This window comes from Bacillus sp. ISL-51, from assembly GCF_018613535.1.
Taxonomy (GTDB): domain Bacteria; phylum Bacillota; class Bacilli; order Bacillales; family Bacillaceae; genus Bacillus.
In genome coordinates this window covers 213806-238660 of record NZ_JAGGQB010000005.1, presented here as the reverse complement: position 1 = coordinate 238660, position 24855 = coordinate 213806, and the positions used below count along the sequence as shown (strand labels likewise).

Annotated in this window: 27 protein-coding genes; 20 read left to right on the top strand and 7 right to left on the bottom strand. The window is 45.5% G+C overall.

The features are described from left to right. Positions 1 to 11: 11 nt before the first annotated feature. Entirely contained in the window at positions 12 to 629 is a 618-nt protein-coding gene (locus J7E26_RS05950; RefSeq protein WP_214799538.1) for a hypothetical protein, read from the bottom strand. Between the two features lie 313 nt (positions 630 to 942). Then, the gene (locus J7E26_RS05945; protein ID WP_214799536.1) at positions 943 to 1131 is read right to left on the bottom strand and encodes a YlaF family protein; all 189 of its coding nucleotides are present in this window, start codon (positions 1129 to 1131) and stop codon (positions 943 to 945) included. 111 nt (positions 1132 to 1242) lie between these two features. Here J7E26_RS05945 and typA point away from each other — a divergent pair, with 111 nt between their 5' ends. Both typA and J7E26_RS05935 read left to right on the top strand, forming a co-directional pair. Further along, positions 1243 to 3081, top strand: a complete 1839-nt coding sequence (gene typA, locus J7E26_RS05940) for a translational GTPase TypA (protein WP_061520392.1) — start codon at positions 1243 to 1245, stop codon at positions 3079 to 3081. Between the two features lie 55 nt (positions 3082 to 3136). Continuing rightward, entirely contained in the window at positions 3137 to 3457 is a 321-nt protein-coding gene (locus J7E26_RS05935) for a YlaH-like family protein (RefSeq protein WP_061520393.1), read from the top strand. 42 nt (positions 3458 to 3499) lie between these two features. Here J7E26_RS05935 and J7E26_RS05930 read toward each other — a convergent pair whose 3' ends face one another. Beyond that, positions 3500 to 3709: a YlaI family protein gene (locus J7E26_RS05930; protein WP_214799534.1), complete on the bottom strand. Its 210-nt coding sequence runs from the start codon at positions 3707 to 3709 to the stop codon at positions 3500 to 3502. Between the two features lie 112 nt (positions 3710 to 3821). Then, the gene (locus J7E26_RS05925) at positions 3822 to 4445 is read right to left on the bottom strand and encodes a YhcN/YlaJ family sporulation lipoprotein (protein ID WP_214799533.1); all 624 of its coding nucleotides are present in this window, start codon (positions 4443 to 4445) and stop codon (positions 3822 to 3824) included. A 155-nt stretch (positions 4446 to 4600) separates the two neighbouring features. Between J7E26_RS05925 and J7E26_RS05920 the strand changes: the two genes are divergently transcribed. Then, positions 4601 to 5929, top strand: a complete 1329-nt coding sequence (locus J7E26_RS05920) for a PhoH family protein (RefSeq protein ID WP_214799531.1) — start codon at positions 4601 to 4603, stop codon at positions 5927 to 5929. On the opposite strand, the gene J7E26_RS05915 is transcribed toward J7E26_RS05920, so the two are convergent. Beyond that, positions 5924 to 6400 carry a peptidyl-prolyl cis-trans isomerase gene (locus J7E26_RS05915; protein WP_214799529.1) on the bottom strand — a complete coding sequence of 159 codons (477 nt, stop codon included), beginning with the start codon at positions 6398 to 6400 and terminating at the stop codon, positions 5924 to 5926. The two genes, J7E26_RS05920 and J7E26_RS05915, sit on opposite strands and share 6 nt — an antisense overlap. 103 nt (positions 6401 to 6503) lie before the next feature. Between J7E26_RS05915 and glsA the strand changes: the two genes are divergently transcribed. From glsA to pyc, 4 genes are all read left to right on the top strand, one after another. Next, positions 6504 to 7433: a glutaminase A gene (glsA, locus tag J7E26_RS05910; protein WP_214799919.1), complete on the top strand. Its 930-nt coding sequence runs from the start codon at positions 6504 to 6506 to the stop codon at positions 7431 to 7433. Positions 7434 to 7541: 108 nt separating this feature from the next. Next, on the top strand, positions 7542 to 7823 hold the full coding sequence (locus tag J7E26_RS05905; RefSeq protein WP_003154494.1) for an Fpa/YlaN family protein: 282 nt from the start codon (positions 7542 to 7544) through the stop codon (positions 7821 to 7823). A 203-nt stretch (positions 7824 to 8026) separates the two neighbouring features. Next, complete coding sequence (locus J7E26_RS05900; protein ID WP_214799527.1) at positions 8027 to 9238, top strand: FtsW/RodA/SpoVE family cell cycle protein; 1212 nt, start codon at positions 8027 to 8029, stop codon at positions 9236 to 9238. A gap of 76 nt (positions 9239 to 9314) precedes the next feature. After that, the gene (pyc, locus tag J7E26_RS05895; protein WP_214799525.1) at positions 9315 to 12761 is read left to right on the top strand and encodes a pyruvate carboxylase; all 3447 of its coding nucleotides are present in this window, start codon (positions 9315 to 9317) and stop codon (positions 12759 to 12761) included. Between the two features lie 127 nt (positions 12762 to 12888). Here the strand turns inward: pyc and ctaA are convergent, their stop codons facing one another. Continuing rightward, positions 12889 to 13815, bottom strand: coding sequence for a COX15/CtaA family protein (gene ctaA / locus J7E26_RS05890; RefSeq protein WP_214799523.1), 927 nt, complete (start codon positions 13813 to 13815; stop codon positions 12889 to 12891). 342 nt (positions 13816 to 14157) lie between these two features. On the opposite strand from ctaA, the gene cyoE reads away from it, so the two are divergent. The 6 genes from cyoE to ctaG all read left to right on the top strand — a co-directional run bounded on the left by cyoE (position 14158) and on the right by ctaG (position 20150). Then, positions 14158 to 15075: a heme o synthase gene (gene cyoE, locus J7E26_RS05885; RefSeq protein ID WP_214799521.1), complete on the top strand. Its 918-nt coding sequence runs from the start codon at positions 14158 to 14160 to the stop codon at positions 15073 to 15075. A 237-nt stretch (positions 15076 to 15312) separates the two neighbouring features. Continuing rightward, positions 15313 to 16383, top strand: coding sequence for a cytochrome c oxidase subunit II (gene coxB, locus J7E26_RS05880; RefSeq protein ID WP_214799519.1), 1071 nt, complete (start codon positions 15313 to 15315; stop codon positions 16381 to 16383). A 31-nt stretch (positions 16384 to 16414) separates the two neighbouring features. Continuing rightward, the gene (gene ctaD, locus J7E26_RS05875) at positions 16415 to 18283 is read left to right on the top strand and encodes a cytochrome c oxidase subunit I (protein WP_214813194.1); all 1869 of its coding nucleotides are present in this window, start codon (positions 16415 to 16417) and stop codon (positions 18281 to 18283) included. Beyond that, the gene (ctaE, locus tag J7E26_RS05870) at positions 18283 to 18906 is read left to right on the top strand and encodes a cytochrome c oxidase subunit III (protein WP_061520405.1); all 624 of its coding nucleotides are present in this window, start codon (positions 18283 to 18285) and stop codon (positions 18904 to 18906) included. Before ctaD ends, ctaE begins: the two co-directional genes overlap by 1 nt. Before the next feature lie 2 nt (positions 18907 to 18908). After that, entirely contained in the window at positions 18909 to 19241 is a 333-nt protein-coding gene (ctaF, locus tag J7E26_RS05865; protein ID WP_061520406.1) for a cytochrome c oxidase subunit IVB, read from the top strand. Positions 19242 to 19265: 24 nt separating this feature from the next. Continuing rightward, entirely contained in the window at positions 19266 to 20150 is an 885-nt protein-coding gene (gene ctaG, locus J7E26_RS05860) for a cytochrome c oxidase assembly factor CtaG (RefSeq protein WP_214799515.1), read from the top strand. A gap of 34 nt (positions 20151 to 20184) precedes the next feature. Here ctaG and J7E26_RS05855 read toward each other — a convergent pair whose 3' ends face one another. Next, positions 20185 to 20544 (bottom strand): YugN family protein, encoded by a 360-nt coding sequence (locus J7E26_RS05855; protein ID WP_214799513.1) that lies wholly within the window; start codon positions 20542 to 20544, stop codon positions 20185 to 20187. Positions 20545 to 20684: 140 nt separating this feature from the next. Between J7E26_RS05855 and J7E26_RS05850 the strand changes: the two genes are divergently transcribed. From J7E26_RS05850 to rsmD, 7 genes are all read left to right on the top strand, one after another. Then, positions 20685 to 21131, top strand: a complete 447-nt coding sequence (locus J7E26_RS05850) for a CBS domain-containing protein (protein ID WP_061528683.1) — start codon at positions 20685 to 20687, stop codon at positions 21129 to 21131. Positions 21132 to 21211: 80 nt separating this feature from the next. Then, a complete protein-coding gene (locus tag J7E26_RS05845) occupies positions 21212 to 22249 on the top strand; it encodes a CAP domain-containing protein (RefSeq protein ID WP_214799511.1) in 1038 nt (345 codons plus the stop codon). 177 nt (positions 22250 to 22426) lie between these two features. After that, positions 22427 to 22837, top strand: a complete 411-nt coding sequence (locus J7E26_RS05840; protein WP_214799509.1) for a YlbD family protein — start codon at positions 22427 to 22429, stop codon at positions 22835 to 22837. Between the two features lie 15 nt (positions 22838 to 22852). Then, positions 22853 to 23092, top strand: a complete 240-nt coding sequence (locus tag J7E26_RS05835; protein ID WP_061520411.1) for a YlbE-like family protein — start codon at positions 22853 to 22855, stop codon at positions 23090 to 23092. A gap of 126 nt (positions 23093 to 23218) precedes the next feature. Next, complete coding sequence (gene ricF / locus J7E26_RS05830; RefSeq protein ID WP_214799507.1) at positions 23219 to 23668, top strand: regulatory iron-sulfur-containing complex subunit RicF; 450 nt, start codon at positions 23219 to 23221, stop codon at positions 23666 to 23668. A gap of 57 nt (positions 23669 to 23725) precedes the next feature. Next, entirely contained in the window at positions 23726 to 23998 is a 273-nt protein-coding gene (locus J7E26_RS05825; RefSeq protein WP_214799917.1) for a YlbG family protein, read from the top strand. Positions 23999 to 24298: 300 nt separating this feature from the next. Then, positions 24299 to 24853, top strand: a complete 555-nt coding sequence (gene rsmD, locus J7E26_RS05820) for a 16S rRNA (guanine(966)-N(2))-methyltransferase RsmD (RefSeq protein ID WP_214799505.1) — start codon at positions 24299 to 24301, stop codon at positions 24851 to 24853. Positions 24854 to 24855 lie beyond the last annotated feature (2 nt).

Genomic DNA, 24855 nt, shown 5'->3' with positions numbered 1-24855 from the left:
CGTCTTTCCATTTATGCAGCTGGATGAAGGCCTGTATAAATGCTTTCCAGCACTTCTTGAGGCAGTGAATTGAAAAAGCCGGCATATAACTGCGCCTGTTCTTTGCCGATGCCTGCTTTCACGGCGAGTTCTTTATCAAACACATAGGCGCCGTCTTCCTTGACGATCACAGTTTGAAGGAGCTGTAGGCTTTGTGAGAAGGCGGTAAACAGCTGATCAACGAAAAGGGCTTCTTTTTCCGTAAAGCCGAGTTCAACTGCTTTTTCTTTATTAAAGGTATATTCGCCGTCTTCTTTCTCAATACATTGAGAAAGAACGCTTAAAAATTCGGTTGAACTGTCCCACAATTTTTGAATGAGCTGTGCTTCTTCTTTGTCCATTCCCAATTCGGCTGCTTTTTCGCTGTCAAAATAATAGACGCCGTCTTTTTCGTCAATCGATTGATTAAGGATGTTAAGCAGCTTTGTAAGATCTTCAGGATTTTTTTGTGCGGCTGATTGCAGGAAATGTGTTTCATCTGGATTCAGCGTTTTTGCTCCGGCAGAATCGAGCGGGCTGAATGCAAGCAAGGCGGCTGAGGCAGTTACGGCGGCTGTTAATGCGGTTTTCTTGAAAAAAGGTGTTTTCATTTCGTTCTCTCCCTGTCATGTGTATTTGCTTACAGTCACAAGTATAGGGAGAGAGATTTGGGATTGAAATAGGTTTTATGGTATTTCCTGCATGACTTTGCCGGACTATTTCAAGGTGCACCGTTTGACTGTCTCTGCTGATGTAACTACGGCAAGTTCCGTTTTTCACGGCTTCCTGACTAGCTGACGGGGGAGGTAAGCCTTAATAATCAGAACATTTTTGCATCATGGAGACGCAAAAAAAGCCTGAATCTTTTATTCAGGCTTTACAAGCGCTTTTTGTGTTTACGGGATTTCAGGATTGGTCATGCTTTTAATCAAGCAGTCCTCGTTCACGCATTTTTTTCTTTAAAGTGAAACCGCTTCCCATCATAACGGTAACGAGAACAAGGCTTCCGATGATGCCCCAGGCGCTTTTTTCTGCGATAGATACGCCGATCAGCATCATGCTGAAAACAGCTGCGAATGCAAATAATAATAAAAGCCAATTGAATTTTTTCATATTTCCATCCCCTTTAACGTCATACCTTCAGTTTACAGAAAAACGTAACGCTTTTAAAGAGGATGTGTGGTATAATATGAAAGTTATCTAATTTTTTTAGGAGATGAAAATGTGAAACTTCGAACCGATCTTCGCAACATCGCGATTATTGCCCACGTTGACCATGGGAAAACGACTTTGGTAGACCAATTGCTTCACCAAGCCGGAACATTCCGTGCCAACGAAAATATTGCTGAACGCGCAATGGATTCAAACGATCTTGAACGTGAACGCGGTATTACAATTCTTGCGAAAAATACTGCGATTAACTATAAAGATACACGTATTAATATTTTGGATACTCCGGGACACGCAGATTTCGGAGGAGAGGTAGAGCGGATTATGAAAATGGTTGACGGCGTTCTTTTAGTCGTTGACGCATACGAAGGCTGCATGCCGCAAACCCGCTTCGTGCTGAAGAAAGCTCTTGAGCAAAACTTAAATCCGGTTGTTGTCGTTAACAAAATCGACCGTGATTTCGCGCGTCCTGAAGAAGTGATCGATGAAGTTCTTGATTTGTTCATCGAACTTGACGCAAACGAAGAACAGCTTGAATTCCCTGTAGTATACGCTTCCGCCATTAACGGAACGGCAAGCCTTGACCCGAAAAAGCAGGACGAAAACATGGAATCTCTGTATGAAACGATTCTTGAGCATGTGCCTGCGCCGGTTGACAATGCTGACGAGCCTCTTCAATTCCAAGTGGCTTTGCTTGATTACAACGATTACGTCGGCCGTATCGGTATCGGACGTGTTTTCCGCGGCACGATGAAAGTCGGCCAGCAAGTCTCCTTGATGAAGCTTGACGGAACGGTGAAATCTTTCCGCGTAACGAAAATTTTCGGCTTCCAAGGGCTGAAACGCGTGGAAATTGAAGAAGCGAAAGCGGGAGACCTCGTGGCGGTTTCCGGTATGGAAGACATCAACGTAGGGGAAACGGTTTGTCCGGCTGACCATCATGAGCCGCTGCCTGTTCTGCGCATTGATGAGCCTACCCTTCAAATGACGTTTGTCGTCAACAACAGTCCGTTTGCGGGACGGGAAGGTAAATTTGTTACAGCCCGAAAAATTGAAGAGCGTCTGAACGCGCAGCTTCAAACTGACGTCAGTCTGCGTGTCGAGCCGACAGCATCACCTGACGCGTGGGTCGTTTCAGGCCGCGGTGAGCTTCACTTATCCATTTTGATTGAAAACATGCGCCGTGAGGGCTATGAGCTTCAGGTGTCTAAACCTGAGGTTATCATTAGAGAAATCGACGGGGTAACTTGTGAGCCGGTTGAACGCGTTCAAATCGACGTGCCAGAAGAGCACACTGGTTCTGTCATGGAATCAATGGGTGCCAGAAAAGGCGAAATGCTCGATATGATTAATAACGGAAACGGCCAAGTGCGCCTGATCTTTACCGTTCCTTCACGCGGTCTTATCGGCTACTCTACTGAATTTTTGTCACTGACGCGCGGTTTCGGTATCCTTAACCACACGTTTGACAGCTATCAGCCGATGCAAAAAGGCCAAGTCGGGGGACGCCGCCAAGGTGTGCTCGTGTCTATGGAAAACGGAAAAGCGACATCTTACGGAATTCAAGGTATTGAAGACCGCGGCGTGATTTTCGTTGAACCGGGCACAGAGGTTTATGAAGGAATGATCGTCGGCGAGCATAACCGCGACAATGACCTCGTGGTGAATGTCAGCAAAATGAAACAGCAGACTAACGTCCGTTCTGCGACGAAGGACCAAACGACAACGATTAAAAAAGCGCGCATCATGTCGCTTGAAGAATCGCTGGAGTACTTAAACGACGATGAATACTGTGAAGTAACGCCGGAATCCATCCGTTTAAGAAAGAAAATCCTGAACAAAAACGAACGTGAAAAAGCGGCGAAAAAGAAAAAAACAGCAGGAATGTCTTAATCACTTGCAGAATTTGAAAAGATAGAACCCGAACGTAAAAGGGGAGGGAATCTTTTTGAATGAAGTGAGCGAACGGCTGTCGTTCTTTGCAGCTCTTTATCAAGTGGATCAGCATCCGCTGACGGGGATGTGGCTGTTATACGGAACGATAGTTGTGCTTTCGGTGATTGTGTTTAAACTGGGCTTTGCCAAACGGCTGCCGGTTTTAAAGGCTGCGGCCGTTTATCTTTTTCTTGTGCTCGGCTGCACTGTGCTGACCTTTTTCGGTGTCTTTTTGCCGGTAGGGGAGGGCTTGGTTGTCGCCGCCTTGATTTTGATAATCTACAAAATCCGACTGCACCAGTCAAAAAAAGGACAGTCAGCTAAACCGCAATAAAAAAATGACCTTGCCTCCCGGCGGGGTCATTTTTATTTCGATCTATTTTTTCACTTTATCTTTTTTCGCTTTTTGTCCGGGATGAAAGGAGAAATGTCCGGTTTTCAGCCGCGCCTCTGTCTTGATTTTGATTCGATCATGGCATTCCCGGCACATATATGTATGAATCGGGCGGTTGCGGAGGCGTTTGGCTGTCAGTGTTTCATCATCAATTTGTTCAAGTTTGTCGCAAATGGAACATTTTACTCTCATTGATTTTTTCACCTCTTTCACTATGACAAGCATTATAACACGGATCCGCCGGGGGCCAAAATAAGAAGAAGAAAAGAAAACAACGCCCGGCATATGTGCAGGGCGTTGTTTCTTACTGCCGGTTTTTCATATGATGATCCGATTGATCGTTCTGTTCTTGCTGTAACTTGTTTTGGTCCTTTTGGTTAAGCTGATCATTATTTGATTTTGTCGGTGATTCTTTCTCATTGTCCGTCACATTGTTTGGCACTTCCGGCAGCACCCGGCCGACAATGGCGGCGAGTTCATCCAAAATGCCTGAGACAGGGCGGCCAGCCTTAATATCCTTGCCCATTCCTTTTAATCGGGCGACTGTATCAGGATCGGCGACCACAACGGCATTTGCGCCGTAAGGATCATTTTTTAATGCTTGGGCCACGGTATATTTAATGGTTTCCACTTTGCTTCTTTCTAAATTATCCTCAACATCGATTCCGACAACGGAATACCGTCCGAGAACAACCGCAGTCGCGTCTGTTATACCGGGGATTTTTTCCGTTACCTCAACAAGATGTCTGGCGATGTCTGTCCGGCCTGGATTGTTATTTGTATCAGAAGCCGTATTTTTGACATGAATCGGTTTTGTTTCCTGCTGATTGGCTGATTCATTTTGAGCGGCGCGGTCCCGCCCGTCCTGTACAGCGTTGCAGCCTGTCAAAATGAAAAGAGCTTGTATGATAATGAAAAGAATTCGCACTGACAGATTCCCTCCTTTAATGCTTTCATTTATTTTATTGTTGAATTAACCTTCTATCTTTATTCACCAAAACATATATTTTAGCAGGCATCTCCGTTTTTCAACTGAAGAGAAGCATATGCTGGGCTTTGATCCTTATATCAGGAGGCTGAGACTTGAGTAAAATTTATGTGTTAGATACGAATGTACTATTGCAGGATCCTAACGCCATTTTTTCCTTTGAAGAACACGAAGTTGTCATCCCTGCCGTTGTGCTCGAAGAGGTCGATTCAAAAAAGCGGTATATGGACGAGGTCGGAAGGAATGCGAGGCACGTATCTAAGCTGATAGACGGACTCAGGCAAAAAGGAAGGCTGCATGAAAAAGTTCCGCTTGAAAGCGGAGGAACGATCAGAATTGAACTGAACCACCGATCATTTCATCAGCTCCAAGAAATTTTTATTGAAAAAACAAATGACAACCGTATTCTGGCGGTGGCAAAAAATTTAAGCCTTGAAGAAGAAACAAAGGAAAACGGGCGCCTCGTCATCCTGGTCAGCAAAGATGTGCTTGTCAGAGTGAAGGCGGATGCCATCGGGCTTTTGGCTGAGGATTTTTTAAACGACAGAGTCGTTGATCATGATGCAGTCTACAGCGGATACAAAGATGTATACATGAATAAAGAGCTGTTCACATCGTTTTACAAAAACAAACAAATCACCGTGCAAGAGCTGCCTCAGCATCAGTTTTACCCAAATCAATTTGTGCTGATGAAGGATGAATTGGGGGGCTCTTCGTCTGCGGTCGGCATTGCTGATAAAAAGGGAGAAGCCGTAAAAAGACTTGTCTTCGATGATGAACATGTGTGGGGGATCAGACCGAGAAACGTCCAGCAGACAATGGCGATTGAACTCTTGCTGCGGGAAGATATTCCGCTTGTTACATTAATAGGTAAAGCGGGAACCGGGAAAACTCTGCTCGCCCTCGCTGCGGGGCTTTTACAAACGGAGGATTTAGGTATTTATAAAAAGCTGATCGTCGCACGGCCGATCGTTCCGGTAGGGAAGGATATTGGATATTTGCCGGGTGAAAAAGAGGAAAAGCTTAAGCCTTGGATGCAGCCGATATTCGATAATCTTGAATTTTTGTTCAATGCGAAAAAGCCGGGTGAGCTTGAAGCGATTTTGGCCGGTATCGGTTCGATTCAGGTCGAGGCGCTGACATACATCCGGGGAAGAAGCATTCCGGATCAATTTATTATTATTGATGAGGCGCAAAATCTGACGAGGCATGAGGTGAAAACGCTTTTGACAAGGGTCGGTGAGGGCAGCAAAATTGTCCTGATGGGCGATCCGGAGCAAATAGATCACCCATATTTAGACAGTTTAAATAACGGACTTGCTTATGTTGTGGAACGGTTTAAAGGACAAACCGTTTCAGGCAGCGTCAAGCTTGTGAAAGGCGAAAGGTCCGGCCTTGCCCAGCTGGCAGCCGATTTGCTATAGGACTTCGATTTCTTTTACGCCGGTTATCGGCTCATCAAAGTTTTCGTCCACATAAATATGGATGGGACCGCCGTCTTGGAGCGGCTTGCCCGCTTCGCTGAAATGAGCGATGCTTTCAAGCGCCTTTTCCAGCGGTACGGCGGTTCTCTTTGAGTCTGAAATAAAGACGCATCGGACAGCGCTTTCTTTCGGTTCCGCGTTTAATAAAACCGCGCCCAGCTTCATTGCGAAACTGCCGTTCATCAGCTTTTCCTTTTCAAAGCGTTTTTCGCTTTTTAATGTCGGCGGCGAAATGCGCCCTTCTCTGATCACACGCTCTGTATCAATCGTATGTTCATCCGTTTCAGCCGTGCCGTCTGGATGAACGGGCTGCTGTTTCTCAAACGGAAACTTGCGGTCATCAAAAATCCAGACACTCGGGTCAATTGTAATTGGGTATGTTACATTTCCTTTAACTTGAATAACGCTCATGGTGAAGCCCCCCTTTTATCTAAAGTATAAAAGTTTTCGCATGAATTGTCACTTTGCGTCACAAATTAGATGTAAAGAAGGCAGCGAAGTGAGGATGATCGAGATGGTGTGCCGGCATAACCGGGAGCTGGAGGCGTTAGTTCAGGAAGCGAAAAAAATGACCGAGAAAGGCATGGTCGCCGACTACATTCCGGCTTTGGCTGAATCGGAGAAAAACAGCCTTTCCGTCACAATTTATCATGCGGAAAATACATGTCTGTCGGCAGGCGATGATGATCAAACATTTACGCTGCAGAGTATTTCGAAGGTGCTTACTCTTGCGCTTGTATTAATGGATTACGGGAAAGAAAAGGTATTCAGCTATGTGGGGCAGGAGCCGACGGGAGACCCGTTTAATTCCATTATTAAGCTTGAGACCGTGAATCCGAGCAAGCCTTTAAATCCGATGATTAATGCGGGCGCCCTTGTGGTCACAAGTTTAATTAAGGGACAGTCTGCGAAAGAAAGTCTGGATTATTTGCTCGGATTTATCAGAAGGCTTGCGAACAATCCTGATATTACATACTGCAAGCACGTAGCAGAATCAGAATTCCGCTCCTCGATGATTAATCGCGCGATGTGCTATTACATGAAGCAATATGATATTTTCGAAGGCGATGTTGAAGAGGTGATGGACCTGTATACGAAGCAATGTGCAATTGAGATGACCAGCCTGGATTTAGCCAAAATCGGCTGCGTATTCGCACTTGACGGAAAGCATCCGGAGACGGGAGAGCAGGTCATCTCAAAAGATGTCGCAAGAATTTGTAAAACCTTTATGGTGACATGCGGCATGTACAATGCGAGCGGAGAGTTTGCGATCAAAGTCGGCATCCCGGCGAAAAGCGGCGTATCAGGGGGGATCATGGGTATTTCGCCTTATAACTTCGGCATCGGGATTTTCGGCCCGGCGCTGGACGAAAAAGGCAACAGTATAGCGGGTGTGAAGCTTCTGGAAATCATGTCTGAGATATACAGGCTGAGTATTTTTTAAAACATTTTTTTATCATAACATCAGCTTAAATCCTCTTGCAATTTCAGCTGATACCCTTTATGATAAATAGAAGAATTAGGTACTCGCCTGGGGAACGGAGGGATACTTTTGGCTTCAGAGATTATAGTTGACCATCAGCAGAAAGCATTTGAGCTGTTGAAGCTAGATGCTGAGAAGATTTTGAAGCTGATCCGAGTACAAATGGATAACTTAACGATGCCTCAATGTCCTCTTTATGAAGAGGTTTTGGATACTCAGATGTTCGGACTGTCGAGGGAAATCGATTTTGCTGTCCGCCTGGGATTAGTTGATGAAAACGACGGAAAAGAACTGCTGGACAGATTGGAAAGAGAACTGTCCGCTTTGCATGACGCGTTTACAGGAAAATAAATGATCAAACTCAAACTTTTCAACGGTTTGGGTTTTTTTATAACCGTAAACGTTTTTTTACACCTTTTTTTCAAGAGACGGTCTCTTAATCTGCATTTCATCCGAAAAACTATAAAGAAACTGCGTAAATTGTATATGAATTATAGTAAAATATAATACGCAATAAGTATTAAACGTAAGCTTTAAGCAGGAAAGAGGATGTTATGTTTAAAAGAATGTTAAAATCTTACGATTATTCATTGATATGCGCTATCATTTTGCTGTGCAGTTTCGGACTGTTGATGGTATACAGCTCAAGTATGATTACCGCTGTTTCGCGCTATGGGGTGAGCAGTGATTATTTCTTTAAACGGCAGCTGTTTGCTTTCATTGCAGGGAGCGTTTTGTTTATCATCATGGCCGTATTTCCTTACAAAGTGCTGGCCCACCAAAAAATTCAAAAATTTATATTGCTCGCCTCATTGGCTGCGCTGTGCGCGCTGTTTGTTTTCGGACATGTTGCCGGAAACGCGCAAAGCTGGTTTAAAATAGGCGGAATGGCCATTCAGCCGGGGGAATTTGTAAAGCTGACGCTTATTTTGTATCTTGCGGCTGTTTATGCAAAAAAACAAAGCTATATTGACCAGCTTTTAACGGGGATTGCGCCTCCGGTGATCGTTACCGTTGTCGTTTGCGCGCTTATTGCCATCCAGCCTGACTTCGGAACCGCGATGATTATCGGTTTAATTGCGCTCTGCGTCATTCTTTGCTCGGGCTTCAGCGGCAAAACACTGCTCAGGCTTGTCGTGATGGCGGGAATCGTCTTGCTTCTTGTCAGCCCGCTTATTTATTTGAATTGGGACAGCATATTAACACCGGGGCGTTTAAGCCGGTTTGAAAGCCTTGAAAACCCATTCAAATATGCGAGCACGTCCGGCCTGCAAATTGTAAACTCGTATTATGCGATCGGCTCAGGCGGATTTTTCGGACTCGGCCTAGGTGAAAGTATTCAAAAATACGGATACCTGCCTGAATCACATACTGACTTTATTATGGCAGTCATTTCAGAAGAACTAGGCATTTTCGGTGTCTTGTTTGTTATCCTATTACTCGGTTTTGTCGTGTTAAAAGGGTTTTATATTGCCAGGAAATGTGAAGATCCGTTCGGAAGCCTTTTGGCAATTGGAATTTCAAGCATGATTGCTATCCAATCTTTTATTAATCTCGGCGGTGTGAGCGGTTTAATTCCGATCACCGGAGTTCCGCTTCCGTTTATCAGTTACGGAGGGTCATCATTGCTCTTATTATTAACGAGCGCGGGGATTTTAGTGAATGTAAGTATGCATGTGAAGTACTCAGAAAAAAAGAAAAAGAGGGAACCTGTTCTGCCGAAGGGAAGCCAAAGAAGACAGGCGGAAAAAACTGTGTATCTGTAAAAAACAAATGTATACACGGGGAGGATATTCCTTTATTATAAAGTACATATTTATTTAGGCCAAGGGGGAGAGAAGTTTGTCACAACAGTCCATCCAAAAAGTGTTAGTAGCAAACAGGGGAGAAATCGCGATCCGGATTTTCCGGGCGTGCACAGAGTTGAACATCAGAACGGTAGCCGTTTATTCAAAAGAAGATTCCGGTTCCTATCATCGCTACAAAGCGGATGAAGCATATATTGTCGGAGAAGGCAAAAAACCGATTGATGCGTATCTTGATATTGAAGGAATTATTGAAATCGCTAAAAGAAACAGCGTGGATGCCATTCATCCGGGCTACGGATTCTTATCTGAAAATATCCAATTTGCGAGACGCTGCGAAGAAGAAGGCATCGTATTTATCGGGCCGACTTCAGAGCATTTAGATATGTTTGGTGACAAGGTGAAGGCCCGCGAGCAGGCTGAAAAAGCCGGCATCCCAGTCATTCCCGGAAGTGACGGGCCGGCTGAAACGCTTAAAGATGTCGAACAATTTGCAAAAGTTCACGGATATCCGTTTATCATTAAAGCGTCACTTGGCGGCGGCGGCCGGGGCATGAGAATCGTCAGAAGCGAAAGTGAATTGAAAGATTCGTTTGAACGCGCCAAATCTGAGGCGAAAGCCGCTTTCGGAAACGACGAAGTGTATGTTGAAAAACTGATCGAAAATCCGAAGCATATTGAAGTGCAAGTAATCGGAGATAAAGAAGGCAATGTCGTTCATCTGTATGAAAGAGACTGTTCCGTCCAAAGACGCCACCAAAAGGTCATTGAAGTCGCGCCGAGTGTTTCATTGCAGACCGAATTAAGGGACGAGATTTGTGAGGCGGCCGTCGCGCTTGCGAAAAATGTCGGCTATATCAATGCCGGAACAGTTGAGTTTCTCGTCGCGGATAATGAATTTTTCTTTATCGAAGTAAATCCACGCGTACAAGTGGAGCATACCATTACGGAGATGATTACGGGCGTTGATATTGTGCAGACGCAGATCCTTGTCGCACAGGGGCACCGCCTGCACAGCCGGGCTGTCAATATCCCTCAGCAGAAAGATATCGTCACAAACGGTTATGCCATTCAATCGCGCGTGACCACAGAAGATCCGCTGAATGATTTTATGCCTGACACGGGTAAAATTATGGCATACCGATCCGGCGGAGGGTTCGGTGTCCGTCTTGACACGGGAAACAGCTTCCAGGGCGCTGTCATTACGCCTTATTATGATTCCCTCCTCGTTAAGCTGTCGACATGGGCTTTAACGTTTGATCAAGCTGCGGCGAAAATGGTCCGCAACCTGCAGGAATTCAGAATCAGGGGCATTAAAACCAATATTCCGTTCCTTGAAAACGTGGCAAAACATGATAAATTTCTGACGGGGCGGTATGATACATCGTTTATCGACACAACGCCTGAATTGTTCATATTCCCTAAACAGAAGGACCGCGGGACGAAAATGCTCAACTATATCGGAAATGTGACGGTAAACGGTTTTCCGGGTATTGGGAAAAAAGAAAAACCTGCATTTGATAAACCGCAGCTCGTTACGTTAGGTCTCGGAGAAAAGCCTGTGAACGGAACAAAGCAGATACTTGATGAAAGAGGCGCAGAGGGGCTTGCGGACTGGGTAAAAGAGCAAAAGTCCGTTCTTTTAACTGATACGACTTTCAGGGATGCCCATCAGTCATTATTGGCGACTAGAATCAGAACAAATGATTTGAAGAGAATCGCAAATCCTACGGCTGCATTATGGCCTGAGCTGTTCAGCCTTGAGATGTGGGGAGGCGCGACATTCGATGTAGCATACCGCTTCTTAAAAGAAGATCCTTGGAAGCGCCTGGAGGATCTCCGGAAAGAAGTGCCGAACACTTTGTTTCAAATGCTGCTCCGCTCTTCGAACGCCGTCGGCTATACAAACTATCCAGACAATGTCATCAAGGAATTTGTGAAGCAGTCAGCTGAATCGGGAATTGATGTATTCCGGGTATTTGACAGCTTAAACTGGGTGAAAGGCATGACGCTGGCCATTGATGCCGTTCGTGAAACAGGCAAAGTGGCGGAGGCTGCGATTTGTTATACAGGGGATATTCTTGATAAGAACCGGACGAAATATGATCTGAATTATTACCTCTCAATGGCGAAGGAGCTTGAAGCTTCCGGCGCGCATATTCTCGGCATTAAGGACATGGCCGGTTTGCTTAAGCCTCAAGCTGCATATGAGCTTGTGTCAGCACTTAAGGAAGCGATTGATATTCCTGTCCATCTGCATACGCATGATACGAGCGGCAACGGCATCTATCTGTATGCTAAAGCTGTTGAAGCGGGTGTGGATATTGTTGATGTTGCTGTCAGCTCGATGGCAGGTTTGACATCCCAGCCGAGCGCAAGCGGATTTTATTATGCGCTGGAAGGAAACAGCCGCCGTCCCGAGATGAATGTGCAGAATGTTGAAAGACTGTCACAGTATTGGGAATCCGTACGCCATTATTACAGTGAGTTTGAAAGCGGCATGAAGTCTCCTCATACTGAAATTTACAACCATGAAATGCCTGGCGGACAGTACAGCAACCTTCAGCAGCAGGCCAAAGGCGTCGGCCTTGGCGAACGCTGGAATGAAGTAAAAGACATGTACAGCGTCGTCAACCGCATGTTTGGCGATGTCGTCAAAGTAACGCCGTCTTCTAAAGTTGTCGGAGATATGGCGCTTTACATGGTGCAAAATAATTTAACAGAACAAGATATTTATGATAAAGGCGAAACGCTTGATTTTCCGGATTCAGTTGTCGAGCTGTTTAAAGGGCAGATCGGCCAGCCGCACGGCGGATTTCCGGAAAAACTGCAAAAACTGATTCTTAAAGGGCAAACGCCGATTACGGTAAGACCGGGTGAACTGCTTGAGCCGGTATCATTCGACGGCATTAAAGAAGAATGGAAGGAAACCCATCAGCTGGAATTGAGTGATCAAGATGCTATTGCGTATGCACTTTATCCGAAAGTGTTCACTGAATATGTCAAAACAGCTGAACATTACGGGGACATTTCCGTTTTGGACACGCCGACCTTCTTCTATGGCATGACGCTCGGCGAAGAAATTGAAGTTGAAATCGAGCGCGGAAAAACGCTGATCGTGAAGCTTGTGTCTATCGGAGAGCCGCAGCCTGATGCAACGCGTGTCGTTTATTTCGAATTGAACGGCCAGCCGCGTGAGGTTGTCATTAAAGATGAAAGCATCAAATCATCCGTACAGGAAAAATTAAAGGCCGATCGGACAAACCCGAGCCATATCGCCGCCTCAATGCCAGGGACCGTTATTAAATTGTTAACGGAAACCGGCGCGAAGGTGAATAAAGGCGATCATTTAATGATCAATGAAGCGATGAAAATGGAGACGACTGTGCAGGCGCCATTCTCTGGAACAATTCAGCAGATTCATGTGAAAAATGGCGAACCGATTCAAACAGGCGATTTACTGATTGAGATTGAAAAAGCGTAATTGATGAAAAGCCGGAGCATGCAACGCCATGGTCCGGCTTTTTTTATAAAAAGATCGGAAGGTATAGGTGAAGGGGAGTTTTTGTTCAAAAAAAGGCCGAAGCTGCTGAGCTTTGGCCTTTTTTGCATCAGCCGTTCTGCTGTTTAGATTCATAGCGGAAACGGGCGATTAATAATAGGAAATAACATAAGACGCCGAACAATCCGGCGATAAAGAGCGAATGGGCAAGCGCGAAACCGGTCGCCATTTCGGAATAAACGACCATGATCCCTGATATCGCCTGCAATAAAACGAAGGCGAGTGCCGCCATCCAGCCCCAGAGAATCTGTTTTTGATCTTTGTAAGAACGAACAGCGTGCACGGCTGCGATAATGATCCATACAAATAACAAGAGCGCCGCCGTCCGGTGGCCCATCTGCACCCATTCCTGGAAGCGGACAGGAAGCCCGTGGTTCAGCCTGCTGCAAAGCGGAACATTCGGACAGGCCAGGCTTGAACTGGTATGGCGCACATAAGCGCCCGTATAAACGACGACATATGTGTAAATCAAAAGCCCGATCATATGCACCTGCATTTTCTTGCCGATACGAAGCGGTTTGACGAGCTTTCTGACTGATTTATCAGCTTCAAATATGAGCAGCGTTAAAATCAAAACGGAAGCGAAAGAAATCAGCGATATGCCGAAATGAAGCGCCATAATCAGCGCGTTTGAGCCGAAAACAACCGCCAATGCGCCGAGGAGCGCCTGTAAAAATAAAAAGATAATGGACATAATGGCGAGAAAGGTTGTCTCACGGAAAACCGGCGTGACTTTTCTCCACGCCCAAAAAGCGAGACTCAGGACGAGAACGATGGATACACCGCTTGCGAGCCTGTGGCTCCATTCAATGATCGACGCGGCGTTCAGTTCCGGGAAAAACCGGCCGTTACATAACGGCCACTGCCTTCCGCAGCCGAGACCCGACCCCGTTTTTGTGACGAGGGCCCCGCCTATCAGGACGACGAGCATGACAAATGTCGTCAGCACACCTAGTGCTTTTAATGCTTTATTCATTATACATTCACCTTCTTAACAAACTGAACAAATTTATATACGTACCAAGTGTAAGCGAATATGTGTTTTGTGGCAATTCTCAATTCTGTTTGTTCACAAAAATATAATAGAATCAGGACTTCTTATATTATGGGGTTGATTATTCCACATGGGTCTGATAGAAATAAAGTAACCGCTTTACTCAAAATCGGCGAATTTGGTAAAATTCATAAAAAGTTCACAAATAAATTCCTGTTTCTCGTTTAATATTTAAGAGGATGTTTTTTTACAAGGAATTATCTTGTATGATAGAGTTGCAGGTCTTAAAAAACCTGTTTTAGGTTTGTAAGGGAGGTTTACGTTATGGCTAATTCCAGAATTTTAAACGATACAGCTATAGACGGGCAGATTGAAGAGACGACGGCATGGAAGGATTTCCTTTCTCTTATTAAAATAGGAATCGTCAATTCAAATTTAATTACGACTTTTACCGGAATGTGGCTTGCGTTACATATATCCGGTCTAAGCTTTTTAGGCAATTTAAACACCGTGCTTCTTACATTAATCGGTTCTTCTTTGATCATCGCCGGTTCCTGTGCCATTAACAACTATTACGACCGGGATATCGATCATTTAATGGAGCGCACGAAAGTAAGGCCGACGGTTACCGGAAAGATTCAGCCGAATCAAGCGCTGTGGTCAGGGATTTTACTCGTTGCTTTAGGACTTATCATGCTTTTAATGACCACCGTGATGGCAGCAGTGATCGGTTTTATCGGCGTATTTACGTACGTTGTTCTTTATACAATGTGGACGAAACGCCGCTATACGATTAATACGGTTGTCGGCAGTGTCTCAGGCGCCGTGCCTCCGTTAATCGGCTGGGCGGCAGTTGATGGGCATATCGGGGTTGTCGCGTGGGTATTGTTCATGATTTTATTCATTTGGCAGATTCCACACTTTTTATCGCTGGCGATTAAAAAAACAGAAGATTACAGAGCCGCAAATATTCCGATGCTGCCGGTTGTGCATGGCTTTGAAGTGACGAAAAGACAGATTATCGTCTGGGTCGCATGCCTATTGCCGCTTCCGTTTTTTCTCGGAAGTCTCGGTCTTCCGATTGTCATTCTCGGCACTTTGTTAAACGTCGGATGGCTCGTTCTCGGACTGATGGGTTTCCGGATGAAAAACATCATGAAGTGGGCAACTCTTATGTTTGTCTATTCACTTAATTACATGACCATTTATTTTGTTGCAATGGTGGTCTTTACTCTATTTTAAAATTGAATAACGACCTTGTTTGATCGCTTCAAAACAAACGATGACAACTAGTAAACGCCGCCTTGACCTTTTGTTTAATCAGGCGGCTTTGCTTTTATACATAGATGGAATTTTAAGTAAAAAATCTCATATTTTAAGAAATGAGGAAATGAAGCATTTCAGTTGGAAGCAGTTTATCTGCTTGTGAACATTCCGTTGAAGTTCATCTTGTACTGATCAAAAAAGGGGTTGGGTGAAATGTTAAAGCGTTGGCGTCTTTTTTCATTATTAGCCTTAGTGCCGCTTTTGTTGAGCGGCTGTGGAAAACCGTTTCTGTCCACACTCAAGCCTGCCGGCGAGGTGGCTGATAAACAGTATGATCTGACCGTGCTCAGCACACTTATTATGGTTGTAGTCGTGGCGGTCGTGGCCGTTATCTTCTTTTATGTCATTGTAAGGTTCAGACGGTCGCGTGTAGGGGAAGACACGATACCGAAACAGGTCGAGGGGAACCGCTTTTTAGAAATCACATGGACGGTCATTCCCATCTTGCTTTTGATTGTTCTTGTCATTCCGGTTGTAATCGACACACTGGCGCTCGCGGATACATCGCCGATGGATAAGAAAAACCGTAAAGCGGAAGATGCGCTCGTTGTGAATGTCAGGGCTAATTTATATTGGTGGGAATTTGAATATCCGGATTACGGAATTGTGACGAGCCAGGAGCTAATCGTTCCGACGGATGAGCGTGTCTATTTCAAACTGAAGTCATCAGATGTAAAGCACTCCTTCTGGATTCCGTCAGCGGGCGGGAAAATTGATACGAATACGGATAATGACAATACCTTCTTTTTAACCTTTGATTCGAAGCGAAGCAAAGAAGCGGGAGAGTATTTCTTCGGCAAATGCGCGGAGCTGTGCGGGCCTTCACACGCGCTGATGGATTTTAAAGTGAAGCCGCTTTCGTCAAAAGAATTTAAAAACTGGACGAAAGCGATGAAAAATTATAAGCATAAGACGAATTCTGATTTAGCCGCACAAGGCGAAGAGCTGTTTAAGGAGAAAAACTGCCTGAGCTGCCATGCGGTTGAGCCTAATGATAAACGGGCAGAAGCGGCGAGAACGGCTCCGAACCTGGCAACCTTCGGCGAACGGCTCAAAGTAGCCGGGATCAAGGATTCGAATAAAAAAAATGTGAAGGCTTGGCTGAAAGATCCGGAGAGCATTAAGCCGGGAAACAAAATGACAGGCTCGTATCCGAAGCTGACAGATTCTGAAACGGATGCGCTGTATGAATATTTAAAAGGGTTAAAAGCGGAAAGCAAGTGAGGACAGGGAGATATTTGGGGGGAGGTCGCAAATGTTGAATACGCTTACAGAAAAGCGGAAAAGAGGCTCTTTGCTTTGGGATTATTTGACGACGGTTGACCATAAAAAAATCGCGATTCTATACATGATCGCCGGGGGATTTTTCTTCGTAGTCGGCGGGCTTGAGGCGATGCTTATCAGGATTCAGCTCTTAAGGCCTGACAACCATTTCGTCAGTTCGCAGCAATTTAATGAAATTATGACGATGCACGGAACGACAATGATTTTCCTTGCGGCTATGCCGCTTTTATTCGGACTGATGAACGCCGTCGTGCCGCTTCAGATCGGAGCCCGTGATGTCTCATTTCCATTTTTGAACGCGCTCGGCTTCTGGCTGTTTTTCTTCGGGGGGATTTTTCTGAATCTGAGCTGGTTTTTAGGCGGCGCCCCTGACGCCGGCTGGACATCTTATGCGTCACTTGCGCTGCATTCAAAAGGGCATGGCATTGATTTCTTCGTGCTTGGTCTGCAAATATCGGGGTTAGGGACATTGATTGCCGGGATTAACTTCTTGGCAACCATTATTAATATGAGGGCGCCCGGTTTGTCCTATATGAGAATGCCGCTGTTTACGTGGACGACATTTGTGGCGTCGGCACTCATCTTATTTGCTTTTCCTCCGCTCACGGTCGGCTTGGCGCTGATGATGCTGGACCGTTTGTTCGGAACGAATTTCTTTAATCCTGAGCTCGGAGGAAATACGATTATTTGGGAACACTTGTTTTGGATTTTCGGGCACCCGGAAGTATATATTTTAATCCTTCCTGCTTTCGGGATTTTTTCAGAAGTGATTCCCGTATTTGCGAGAAAACGGCTGTTCGGATATTCCTCAATGGTCTTTGCGATTGTGCTGATCGGCTTCCTCGGATTTATGGTATGGGTGCACCACATGTTCACGACAGGACTCGGACCGATTGCCAACGCGATTTTTTCTGTTGCTACGATGGCAATTGCGGTGCCGACGGGTATTAAAATTTTTAACTGGCTCCTGACGATCTGGGGAGGAAACGTCAAGTTTACGACCCCTATGCTGTACGCGGTGGCATTTATCCCTTCTTTCGTTCTCGGCGGGGTGACGGGTGTCATGCTGGCTGCGGCCGCGGCCGATTACCAGTTCCATGATACGTACTTTGTCGTTGCCCATTTCCATTATGTCATTATCGGCGGTGTTGTGTTCGGCATCCTTGCCGGTGTGCACTTCTGGTGGCCGAAGATGTTCGGTAAGGTGCTTAACGAAACGATGGGAAAGATCTCGTTCATCTTATTTTTTATCGGTTTTCACTTAACTTTCTTCATCCAGCATTTTCTCGGATTGATGGGAATGCCGCGGCGTGTTTACACGTTTCTTCCTGACCAGGGTCTTGATACGGGCAACCTCATCAGTTCAATCGGTGCATTTTTTATGGCCGGTGCGGCTGTTTTATTGGTAGTCAATATCATTTATACCTCTGTAAAAGGCAAATACGTCGGAAGTGACCCATGGCTTGACGGGCGTACACTTGAATGGGCCGTATCTTCACCGCCGCCTGAATACAATTTTAAGCAGCTGCCATTTGTAAGAGGGCTTGATCCGCTTTGGATCGAAAAGCAGGCCGGAAATCAGGGGATGGCACCCGCAGAGCCTGTAGAAGACATTCATATGCCGAACGGTTCCATTTTGCCGCTCATCATTTCTTTTGGGCTATTTGTCGCAGCATTCGGTCTTTTGTATCGCTCCGACCATTCTTGGGGGCTTCCCGTCATCTTTATAGGGCTTGGCATTACGTTCTTTTCCATGCTGCTGCGCTCTGTAATTGATGATTACGGCTATCATATTCATAAAGAAGATTTGCCGAATGATGATAAAGGGGTGAAGGCGTAATGCAGCTTCAGGAAAAAATGACGGCTGAAACCTTTCCGGCTTCTCCTGAAAAAGAAACGCTGGAGGGGAAAAATAAGTTTTTAGGATTTTGGCTTTTTCTCGGCGGGGAAACCGTTTTGTTTGCCTCGCTTTTTGCGACATTTCTCGCCTTAAGGCAGTCGAAAGCCGGGGGGCCGTCCACCGCTGAGATGTTTGAGCTTCCGATTGTGTTTATTGCTACGATGCTGCTGTTAACGAGCAGCTTAACAAGTGTGTACGCGATGTATCATATGAAAAATTTCTCGTTCGGAAAAATGCAGCTGTGGCTTCTGATTACCATCTTATTGGGGGCGGGATTTTTAGGCGTAGAAATTTATGAGTTTACACATTACACTCATGAATTCGGATTCACCATCACAAGCTCTGCGCTCGGTTCAGCGTTTTACACGCTTGTCGGAACACACGGAGCCCACGTGGCGTTCGGCCTTTTATGGATCAGCACACTTATGATCCGAAATGCAAAAAGAGGGCTCAGCCTTTATAATGCGCCAAAATATTATGTTGCCAGTTTATATTGGCATTTTATCGATGTCGTGTGGGTCTTTATCTTTACCGTTGTATATTTAATGGGGATGGTGGGATAACGATGGACGATAAAAAAAACAGAGGGACTGTCAGTACGGATCTTGAATACCGGAAAAAGAAAAATGCCGAGGAGATGAAATATCAAATCATGTCCTTCGGTTTAATGATCGGCCTTACGCTTGTCGCGTTTCTGACGGTGGCGGCCGATGGCATCGCGAGCTGGTTTACAATGCCGTTTCTCATCCTGCTTGCAGTCATCCAAGTCATTTTTCAGCTGTTTTATTTTATGCATATGAGCCAAAAAGGGCATGAAGCGCCGTCATTATTTCTGTATTCGGGAATATTTGTCGCGTTTATCACCGTGCTGGCATTTGTCACGATTATTTGGTGGTAATCGGGGCGGCAGGGAGTGAGGGATTTGATTAATTTAGAGATGTTTGGGTTTCGCGCGATGTGGAGCCCTTATCTGTTTTGTGCGACTGCCGTGATTACGGCGCTTTATTTTTACTGGTGCAGCCGGCATAAGGGTCGTGTATCGGTAAAGGAGAAGGTTTTGTTCGGGCTTTCGGCGTTCTTTTTTTACGCAGCTGCCGGAAGTCCGGTGGATTTATTGGGGCACGTGATGTTCAGCGCTCATATGGCGCAGATGGCGGTTTTATTTTTAGTTGTGCCTCCGCTTTTGATTTCAGGAATTCCCGGCTGGGCGTGGGAGAAACTCATTTTCAGGCCGGTCGTTAAACCGCTGTTTTCTTTTTTTTCACTGCCGCTTATCGCATTGCTGTTATTTAACGGCATATTTTCTCTCTATCACGTTCCGTTTATATTTGATGCCGTGAAAACGGATTCCCTGTATCACACGCTGATGAACGATTTGATATTTATCACGGCGTTTTTTATGTGGTGGCCGCTTGTGCATCAAGTGAACGGCCTGCCGCGCCTCAGCGGGTTAATGAAGCTGGGGTATATTATGGCAGACGGAATTCTTCTGACGCCGGCCTGCGCCCTTATTATGTTCAGCGGAGCACCGCTGTATGCGACGTATACAGACCCGGCAGCTTGGGCTGAAGCGATGAAGCTGTGCGTGCCTTTAGATTTGCTGGAGCAGATTCCTTTATCGGGGCCCGAGATGTTTAACACGCTGCCTCCTTTAGAGGATCAGCAGCTTGGCGCGGTATTAATGAAAATCATTCAGGAGCTTGTGTACGGAACGTATTTGGCTGTCGTTTTTTTTCAGTGGGTGAAAACGGAGCGGGAAAAAGATACGCCGACAGAGCCTCCGTATATTCAGCATACGGTATCATAAAAAAGGTACAGCAGAACATGCTGTACCTTTTTTCTTACATTTGCACTGTTTTTAAAGGCTCTGCTAATTCAAGGATCAATGCTTTGCTTTGGGCGACGACATGGCTCGGAAATTCTTCTGTGCTGCCGTATTCAACACCGTGCGGATAATAATGCTTGCCTAAAAGAGGGGCCATCAGCTGTATAACGGCGCGGCCGCTTCCTACATCACCCTCTGCTGCAACCCCTTGAATCCGCAGATAAAATGTCCCCTCAGCAACTGAAAATTTTTTATCATAGGTCACTCTTTCATAATCCCATTGGCCCGCCCGGATTAACCCCTTGCTTTCCATCAGATCATCCAGGCGGCTAAGCTCGGCTTTTACTCCTTCAAGACCGCTGTCCTCAAACTTCAAACGTTCCCCCTCCTTTTAAAATTTACCTTTCCTGACAATCATAGTATGAAAGCGTTACACTTTCAATGATTCATACGGTGAAAGTATGCGAAAAGAAAAATTTGACGACAATAGTAGCATAAAAAAGGAGGAATTCCGCAATGACAAAGATCAATAAGCTCATGACGTCAGACTTGCATTATTGTACAGTATTAGATAATGTATATGAAGCTGCGGTGAAGATGAAAGACGCAGATGTCGGCGCCATTCCGATTGTAGATGAGGACGGCAAGACACTGGTTGGGATCGTGACAGACAGAGATCTCGTATTAAGAGGGATTGCCTCAAAAAAACCAAATTCCCAAAAAATAACTGATGCTATGACAAAACAGGTCATCAGTGTTGAGGAGGATGCTTCTGTAGATGAAGTGCTCCATATGATGGCAGAGCATCAGCTCAGAAGAATTCCAGTCACACAGGATAAAAAGCTTGTCGGCATTGTCACCCTCGGGGATCTTTCTTTAGCCGAGCAATCAAACGAGAGGGCAGGCCAAGCTCTTTCTGACATTTCTGAAGATGGGGACAGCCAGCAGGGTTTTATCCATTAAACATAAATCACGGACGTTAAAAATAGGCTGTACTGTATGAGAAAAAATAAAGAACGGTATGATTTTATGGGGGTGAGAGGTTGAAAAATATCGCAAGGGCTCTCGTTATCCTTTTACTTATTTACGGGGCGTATGTTCTGTTTATACAATATGGATCAGCTCCTCAGAAACAGACAAATCCTGAGGAGCCGCAGGTCTCTAACGAGGAAGCACACGGAAAACGGCTGAAAATGCCTTCATCAGGACTTCTTTCTTTAATGGGGAAATCTGCTGCCGAGGTAAAAAAGAAACTGGGGGAACCGGTACGGAAAGATCCGTCTGCCTATGACTATGAATGGTGGGTATACAATCAGGGGAAAGACCAATATGTTCAAGTCGGCATTTTGAATGATAAAGCGGTGACTTTATACGCTTCGGGAAGCGGCATCAACGCGAAACCGTTTAAAATCGGGGAATCGACTGGCGAGGTCTTTAAAACGACGCAGGTGGCTCCGTTCGTCAATGTCACTGACAAGGGGAATACGTATCGGTTCGAGTTTTCGGAAGAGGATATCAACACCCGTCCGGCAGTAAAGATAGGCGGCATGTATGTTCAGCTGTATATGGACAAATTTGAAGGAAATCTATCAAGCATCCGCGCGTTTGATGCGGAAACGCTTGTGAAACAAAGGCCGTACGAGGTCATGTACAGAGGGAAGCTGACCGAGCCGGAGCCTGTTTCCGATAAAAAATGGGATGAAATTGAGCGGGCGAGTGAACAGCAGATTCTTGATATAACTAACGTGATCCGCGTCAAACACGGCCTTGCGAGGCTGAAGTGGGATGAGCCGGCGGCAAAGGTGGCATTCGGCCATAGTGAAGACATGAAAGACAACAAGTATTTCTCGCATGTGTCAAAAAAATACGGCACTTTAAAGGATCGGTTAGAAAAAGGGAATGTGAAATTTCAAGAGGCCGGAGAAAATATTGCGTATAACTATGTGGACGGGCCGGCTGCCGTGGAAGGCTGGCTGAACAGCGAAGGGCACAGAAAGGCGCTGTTAAGCCCGGACTATACCCATCTCGGTGTCGGTGTGGACAGAAAATATTACACGCAAAATTTTATTAAACCTTGGTAGCAAAAAGACCGCAGGGGAGGAATCACCCGTGCGGTTTTTTTATTGTTTTCTGCATCAGGGACTGACCAAAGAAAGAACCTTTGAGATATACCAGCTTTTTTTACAATTTAGGCGAACATAAAGGCGCATAAACCGATACATTATAGTAGGTAAAACTTTTCGGAGGGGGTGAGAATTGTGGCGAATCAACAATCCAGGCAATCAATCGATGATTTTAAACAATTCGTAAAAAAGCATCCCAAGCTGATTCAAAACGTTCGCAAGGAAAAAAAAAGCTGGCAGGAAGTTTACGAAAATTGGGTTCTGCTCGGCGAGGAAGATCCTATGTGGACTCCTTTTAAAGAACAGTCCGTGCAGCCTGCTTCTCAAGCGGAAACCAAAGAAGAACCGGCTGAAAAAAATGATTTTGTTTCAAAAATGGTGACCGCCGTCAAAAAAATGGATATGAACCAAATGAATGAGCAGATCAATAAAATGAGCCAGTCCATTTCGTCATTGCAAAGCCTTTTGAGCCAATTTTCTGGCAGCAGCTCAAAGCAGCCTCAGCAGGGCTCTGGACAACATCCTTTTTCGTTCAGAAAGGATTAAAGAAGGAGATCGTGTATGCGCAAAGAGGTTCAGGAATTCATACTGGCTGATGAAGAACGGAAACGGTTTATAAGGGAACGCCCCATCTGGTACCGCAGACTTGCGAGAAAACCCGATGATCTGAATTCATTTCAGCTTGACATGATGAATTTTTATGAAAAAACGATTCCGCACCGCGTTCATCAATTCACAAACGGAATTCAAATGGCGCAAATGATGATGCAGATGGTCCATGCGATGCGGACGCAAGATTAAAGCCCTGATACAGGGGCTTTTTTTAGCCTTCGAAAACTCTCATAAAAAAGAAAAGGGAGCGCCTCATTCTCCGTATTTTCCAATTGGCTGGTTTCATGGTAAACTAACAACTGGAGGTGCGTATTCATGTATGCAACAATTGAGTCCGTCAAGCTTCAAAGTGAAGCGGAGCAGCTTGCCGGCATGATTCTGCAGTCTGAGACGGCTGAAAATTACCGCGATTGTTACAAGCGTCTCCGTGAAGATGAAGAGGCAGGGCGGATCATTCGTTCTTTTATGAGCATTAAAGAGCAGTATGAGGATGTGCAGCGATTCGGCAAGTATCATCCTGATTATAGAGAGATTTCCCGCAAAATGAGGGAAATTAAGCGGGAGCTGGACTTAAACGATAAGGTGGCCGATTTTAAAAAAGCAGAGACCGAGCTTCAGTCGCTGCTTGACGAGATCAGCGTTGAGATCGGAACGGCCGTATCGGAGCATGTAAAAGTTCCGGCGGGAAATCCTTATTTTGACGGCCTGTCATCCTGCGGCGGAGGCTGCGGTTCCGGCGGGGGCTGCGGATGCAAAGTTTCCTGACGAGACGGCCGTCTCGTCTTTTACATAAATGAATAGAAAGTCAGGCGGGTGATAATGGTGGAAAGTAAGCGCCAAGGCATAATCGTATATCTTCACTCCTTAAAGCACAGTAAAATGCTGAGAAAATTCGGGAACGTGCATTATGTTTCGAAACGGCTGAAATACGTTGTGCTGTATTGCGATATGAGTCAAATCGAAAAAACGATGGACAAGATATCTTCTTACTCATATGTAAAAAAAGTGGAGCCTTCCTATAAGCCTTTTCTTAAGTTAGAGTTTGAATCTAAGCTTGATAAAGCAAAAGAATACGATTATAAGGTCGGTATATAAAAAAATCCCCGCAGACATCTGCGGGGTCCTTCTATTCCTTAACAAGTTAAGGAGAAGGCAAAGGGAGAGGAGAAACCGGAGGAAGAACTTATGGGGAAACGTAAGTCTTCTCCGCGGTTGGCAACAACATCACTAATGATGCTGTTACACGTAATATTGACAAGAACGTGTGTAAGTATACATGGTATTCCCGTTCGTTGTTTGGGAGAATGCTTTATGATAAGATAGGATTTGTTTTTATACATATCGGCCTTAAGCCGAAGCCAGACATCAAAGTTTTCAGAAAAAGTGGTGTGGAAAATGAGAGTAATTTCCGGTTCGAGAAAAGGACGAGCTTTAAAGGCCGTGCCGGGCACATCAACGAGGCCGACGACGGACAAAGTAAAAGAGTCTATCTTTAATATGATCGGCCCGTATTTTGACGGAGGAACGGGGCTTGATTTGTTTGCGGGGAGCGGAGGACTCGGGATTGAAGCGCTGTCGCGCGGGTTTGACCGCTGCATTTTTGTAGACCGTGATTTTAAGGCCATCCAAACGGTAAAAGCGAATTTAAAAACGCTTGACCTGCTGTCTTCAGCGGAAGTATACCGCAATGACGCAGAACGGGCTCTTTATGCCGCAGCCAAACGGGAAAAAGGTTTTCACGGTATTTTTTTAGATCCTCCGTATAAGGAACAAAAGCTGAAAGCGCTTATCGAGATGATTGATGAGCAAAACATGCTGAAAGAGGACGGTTTTATCGTTGCCGAACATGACAAAGAGGTGGAGCTGCCTGAAGCTGTCGGCGCGCTTCTTGTAACGAGACGGGAGATTTACGGGCTTACAGGAGTGACGATATACCGAAATAGGGGGTAGTG

Coding starts and splice junctions, on each gene's coding strand:
- ctaE (WP_061520405.1), top strand. CDS start 18,283: ATGCAGCTTCAGGAAAAAATGACGGCTGAAACCTTTCCGGCTTCTCCT.
- coxB (WP_214799519.1), top strand. CDS start 15,313: ATGTTAAAGCGTTGGCGTCTTTTTTCATTATTAGCCTTAGTGCCGCTT.
- J7E26_RS05835 (WP_061520411.1), top strand. CDS start 22,853: ATGCGCAAAGAGGTTCAGGAATTCATACTGGCTGATGAAGAACGGAAA.
- ctaA (WP_214799523.1), bottom strand. CDS start 13,815: ATGAATAAAGCATTAAAAGCACTAGGTGTGCTGACGACATTTGTCATG.
- J7E26_RS05950 (WP_214799538.1), bottom strand. CDS start 629: ATGAAAACACCTTTTTTCAAGAAAACCGCATTAACAGCCGCCGTAACT.
- J7E26_RS05915 (WP_214799529.1), bottom strand. CDS start 6,400: ATGAGCGTTATTCAAGTTAAAGGAAATGTAACATACCCAATTACAATT.
- cyoE (WP_214799521.1), top strand. CDS start 14,158: ATGGCTAATTCCAGAATTTTAAACGATACAGCTATAGACGGGCAGATT.
- ctaD (WP_214813194.1), top strand. CDS start 16,415: ATGTTGAATACGCTTACAGAAAAGCGGAAAAGAGGCTCTTTGCTTTGG.
- ctaF (WP_061520406.1), top strand. CDS start 18,909: ATGGACGATAAAAAAAACAGAGGGACTGTCAGTACGGATCTTGAATAC.
- J7E26_RS05945 (WP_214799536.1), bottom strand. CDS start 1,131: ATGAAAAAATTCAATTGGCTTTTATTATTATTTGCATTCGCAGCTGTT.
- ricF (WP_214799507.1), top strand. CDS start 23,219: ATGTATGCAACAATTGAGTCCGTCAAGCTTCAAAGTGAAGCGGAGCAG.
- rsmD (WP_214799505.1), top strand. CDS start 24,299: ATGAGAGTAATTTCCGGTTCGAGAAAAGGACGAGCTTTAAAGGCCGTG.
- J7E26_RS05930 (WP_214799534.1), bottom strand. CDS start 3,709: ATGAGAGTAAAATGTTCCATTTGCGACAAACTTGAACAAATTGATGAT.
- J7E26_RS05900 (WP_214799527.1), top strand. CDS start 8,027: ATGTTTAAAAGAATGTTAAAATCTTACGATTATTCATTGATATGCGCT.
- glsA (WP_214799919.1), top strand. CDS start 6,504: ATGGTGTGCCGGCATAACCGGGAGCTGGAGGCGTTAGTTCAGGAAGCG.
- J7E26_RS05850 (WP_061528683.1), top strand. CDS start 20,685: ATGACAAAGATCAATAAGCTCATGACGTCAGACTTGCATTATTGTACA.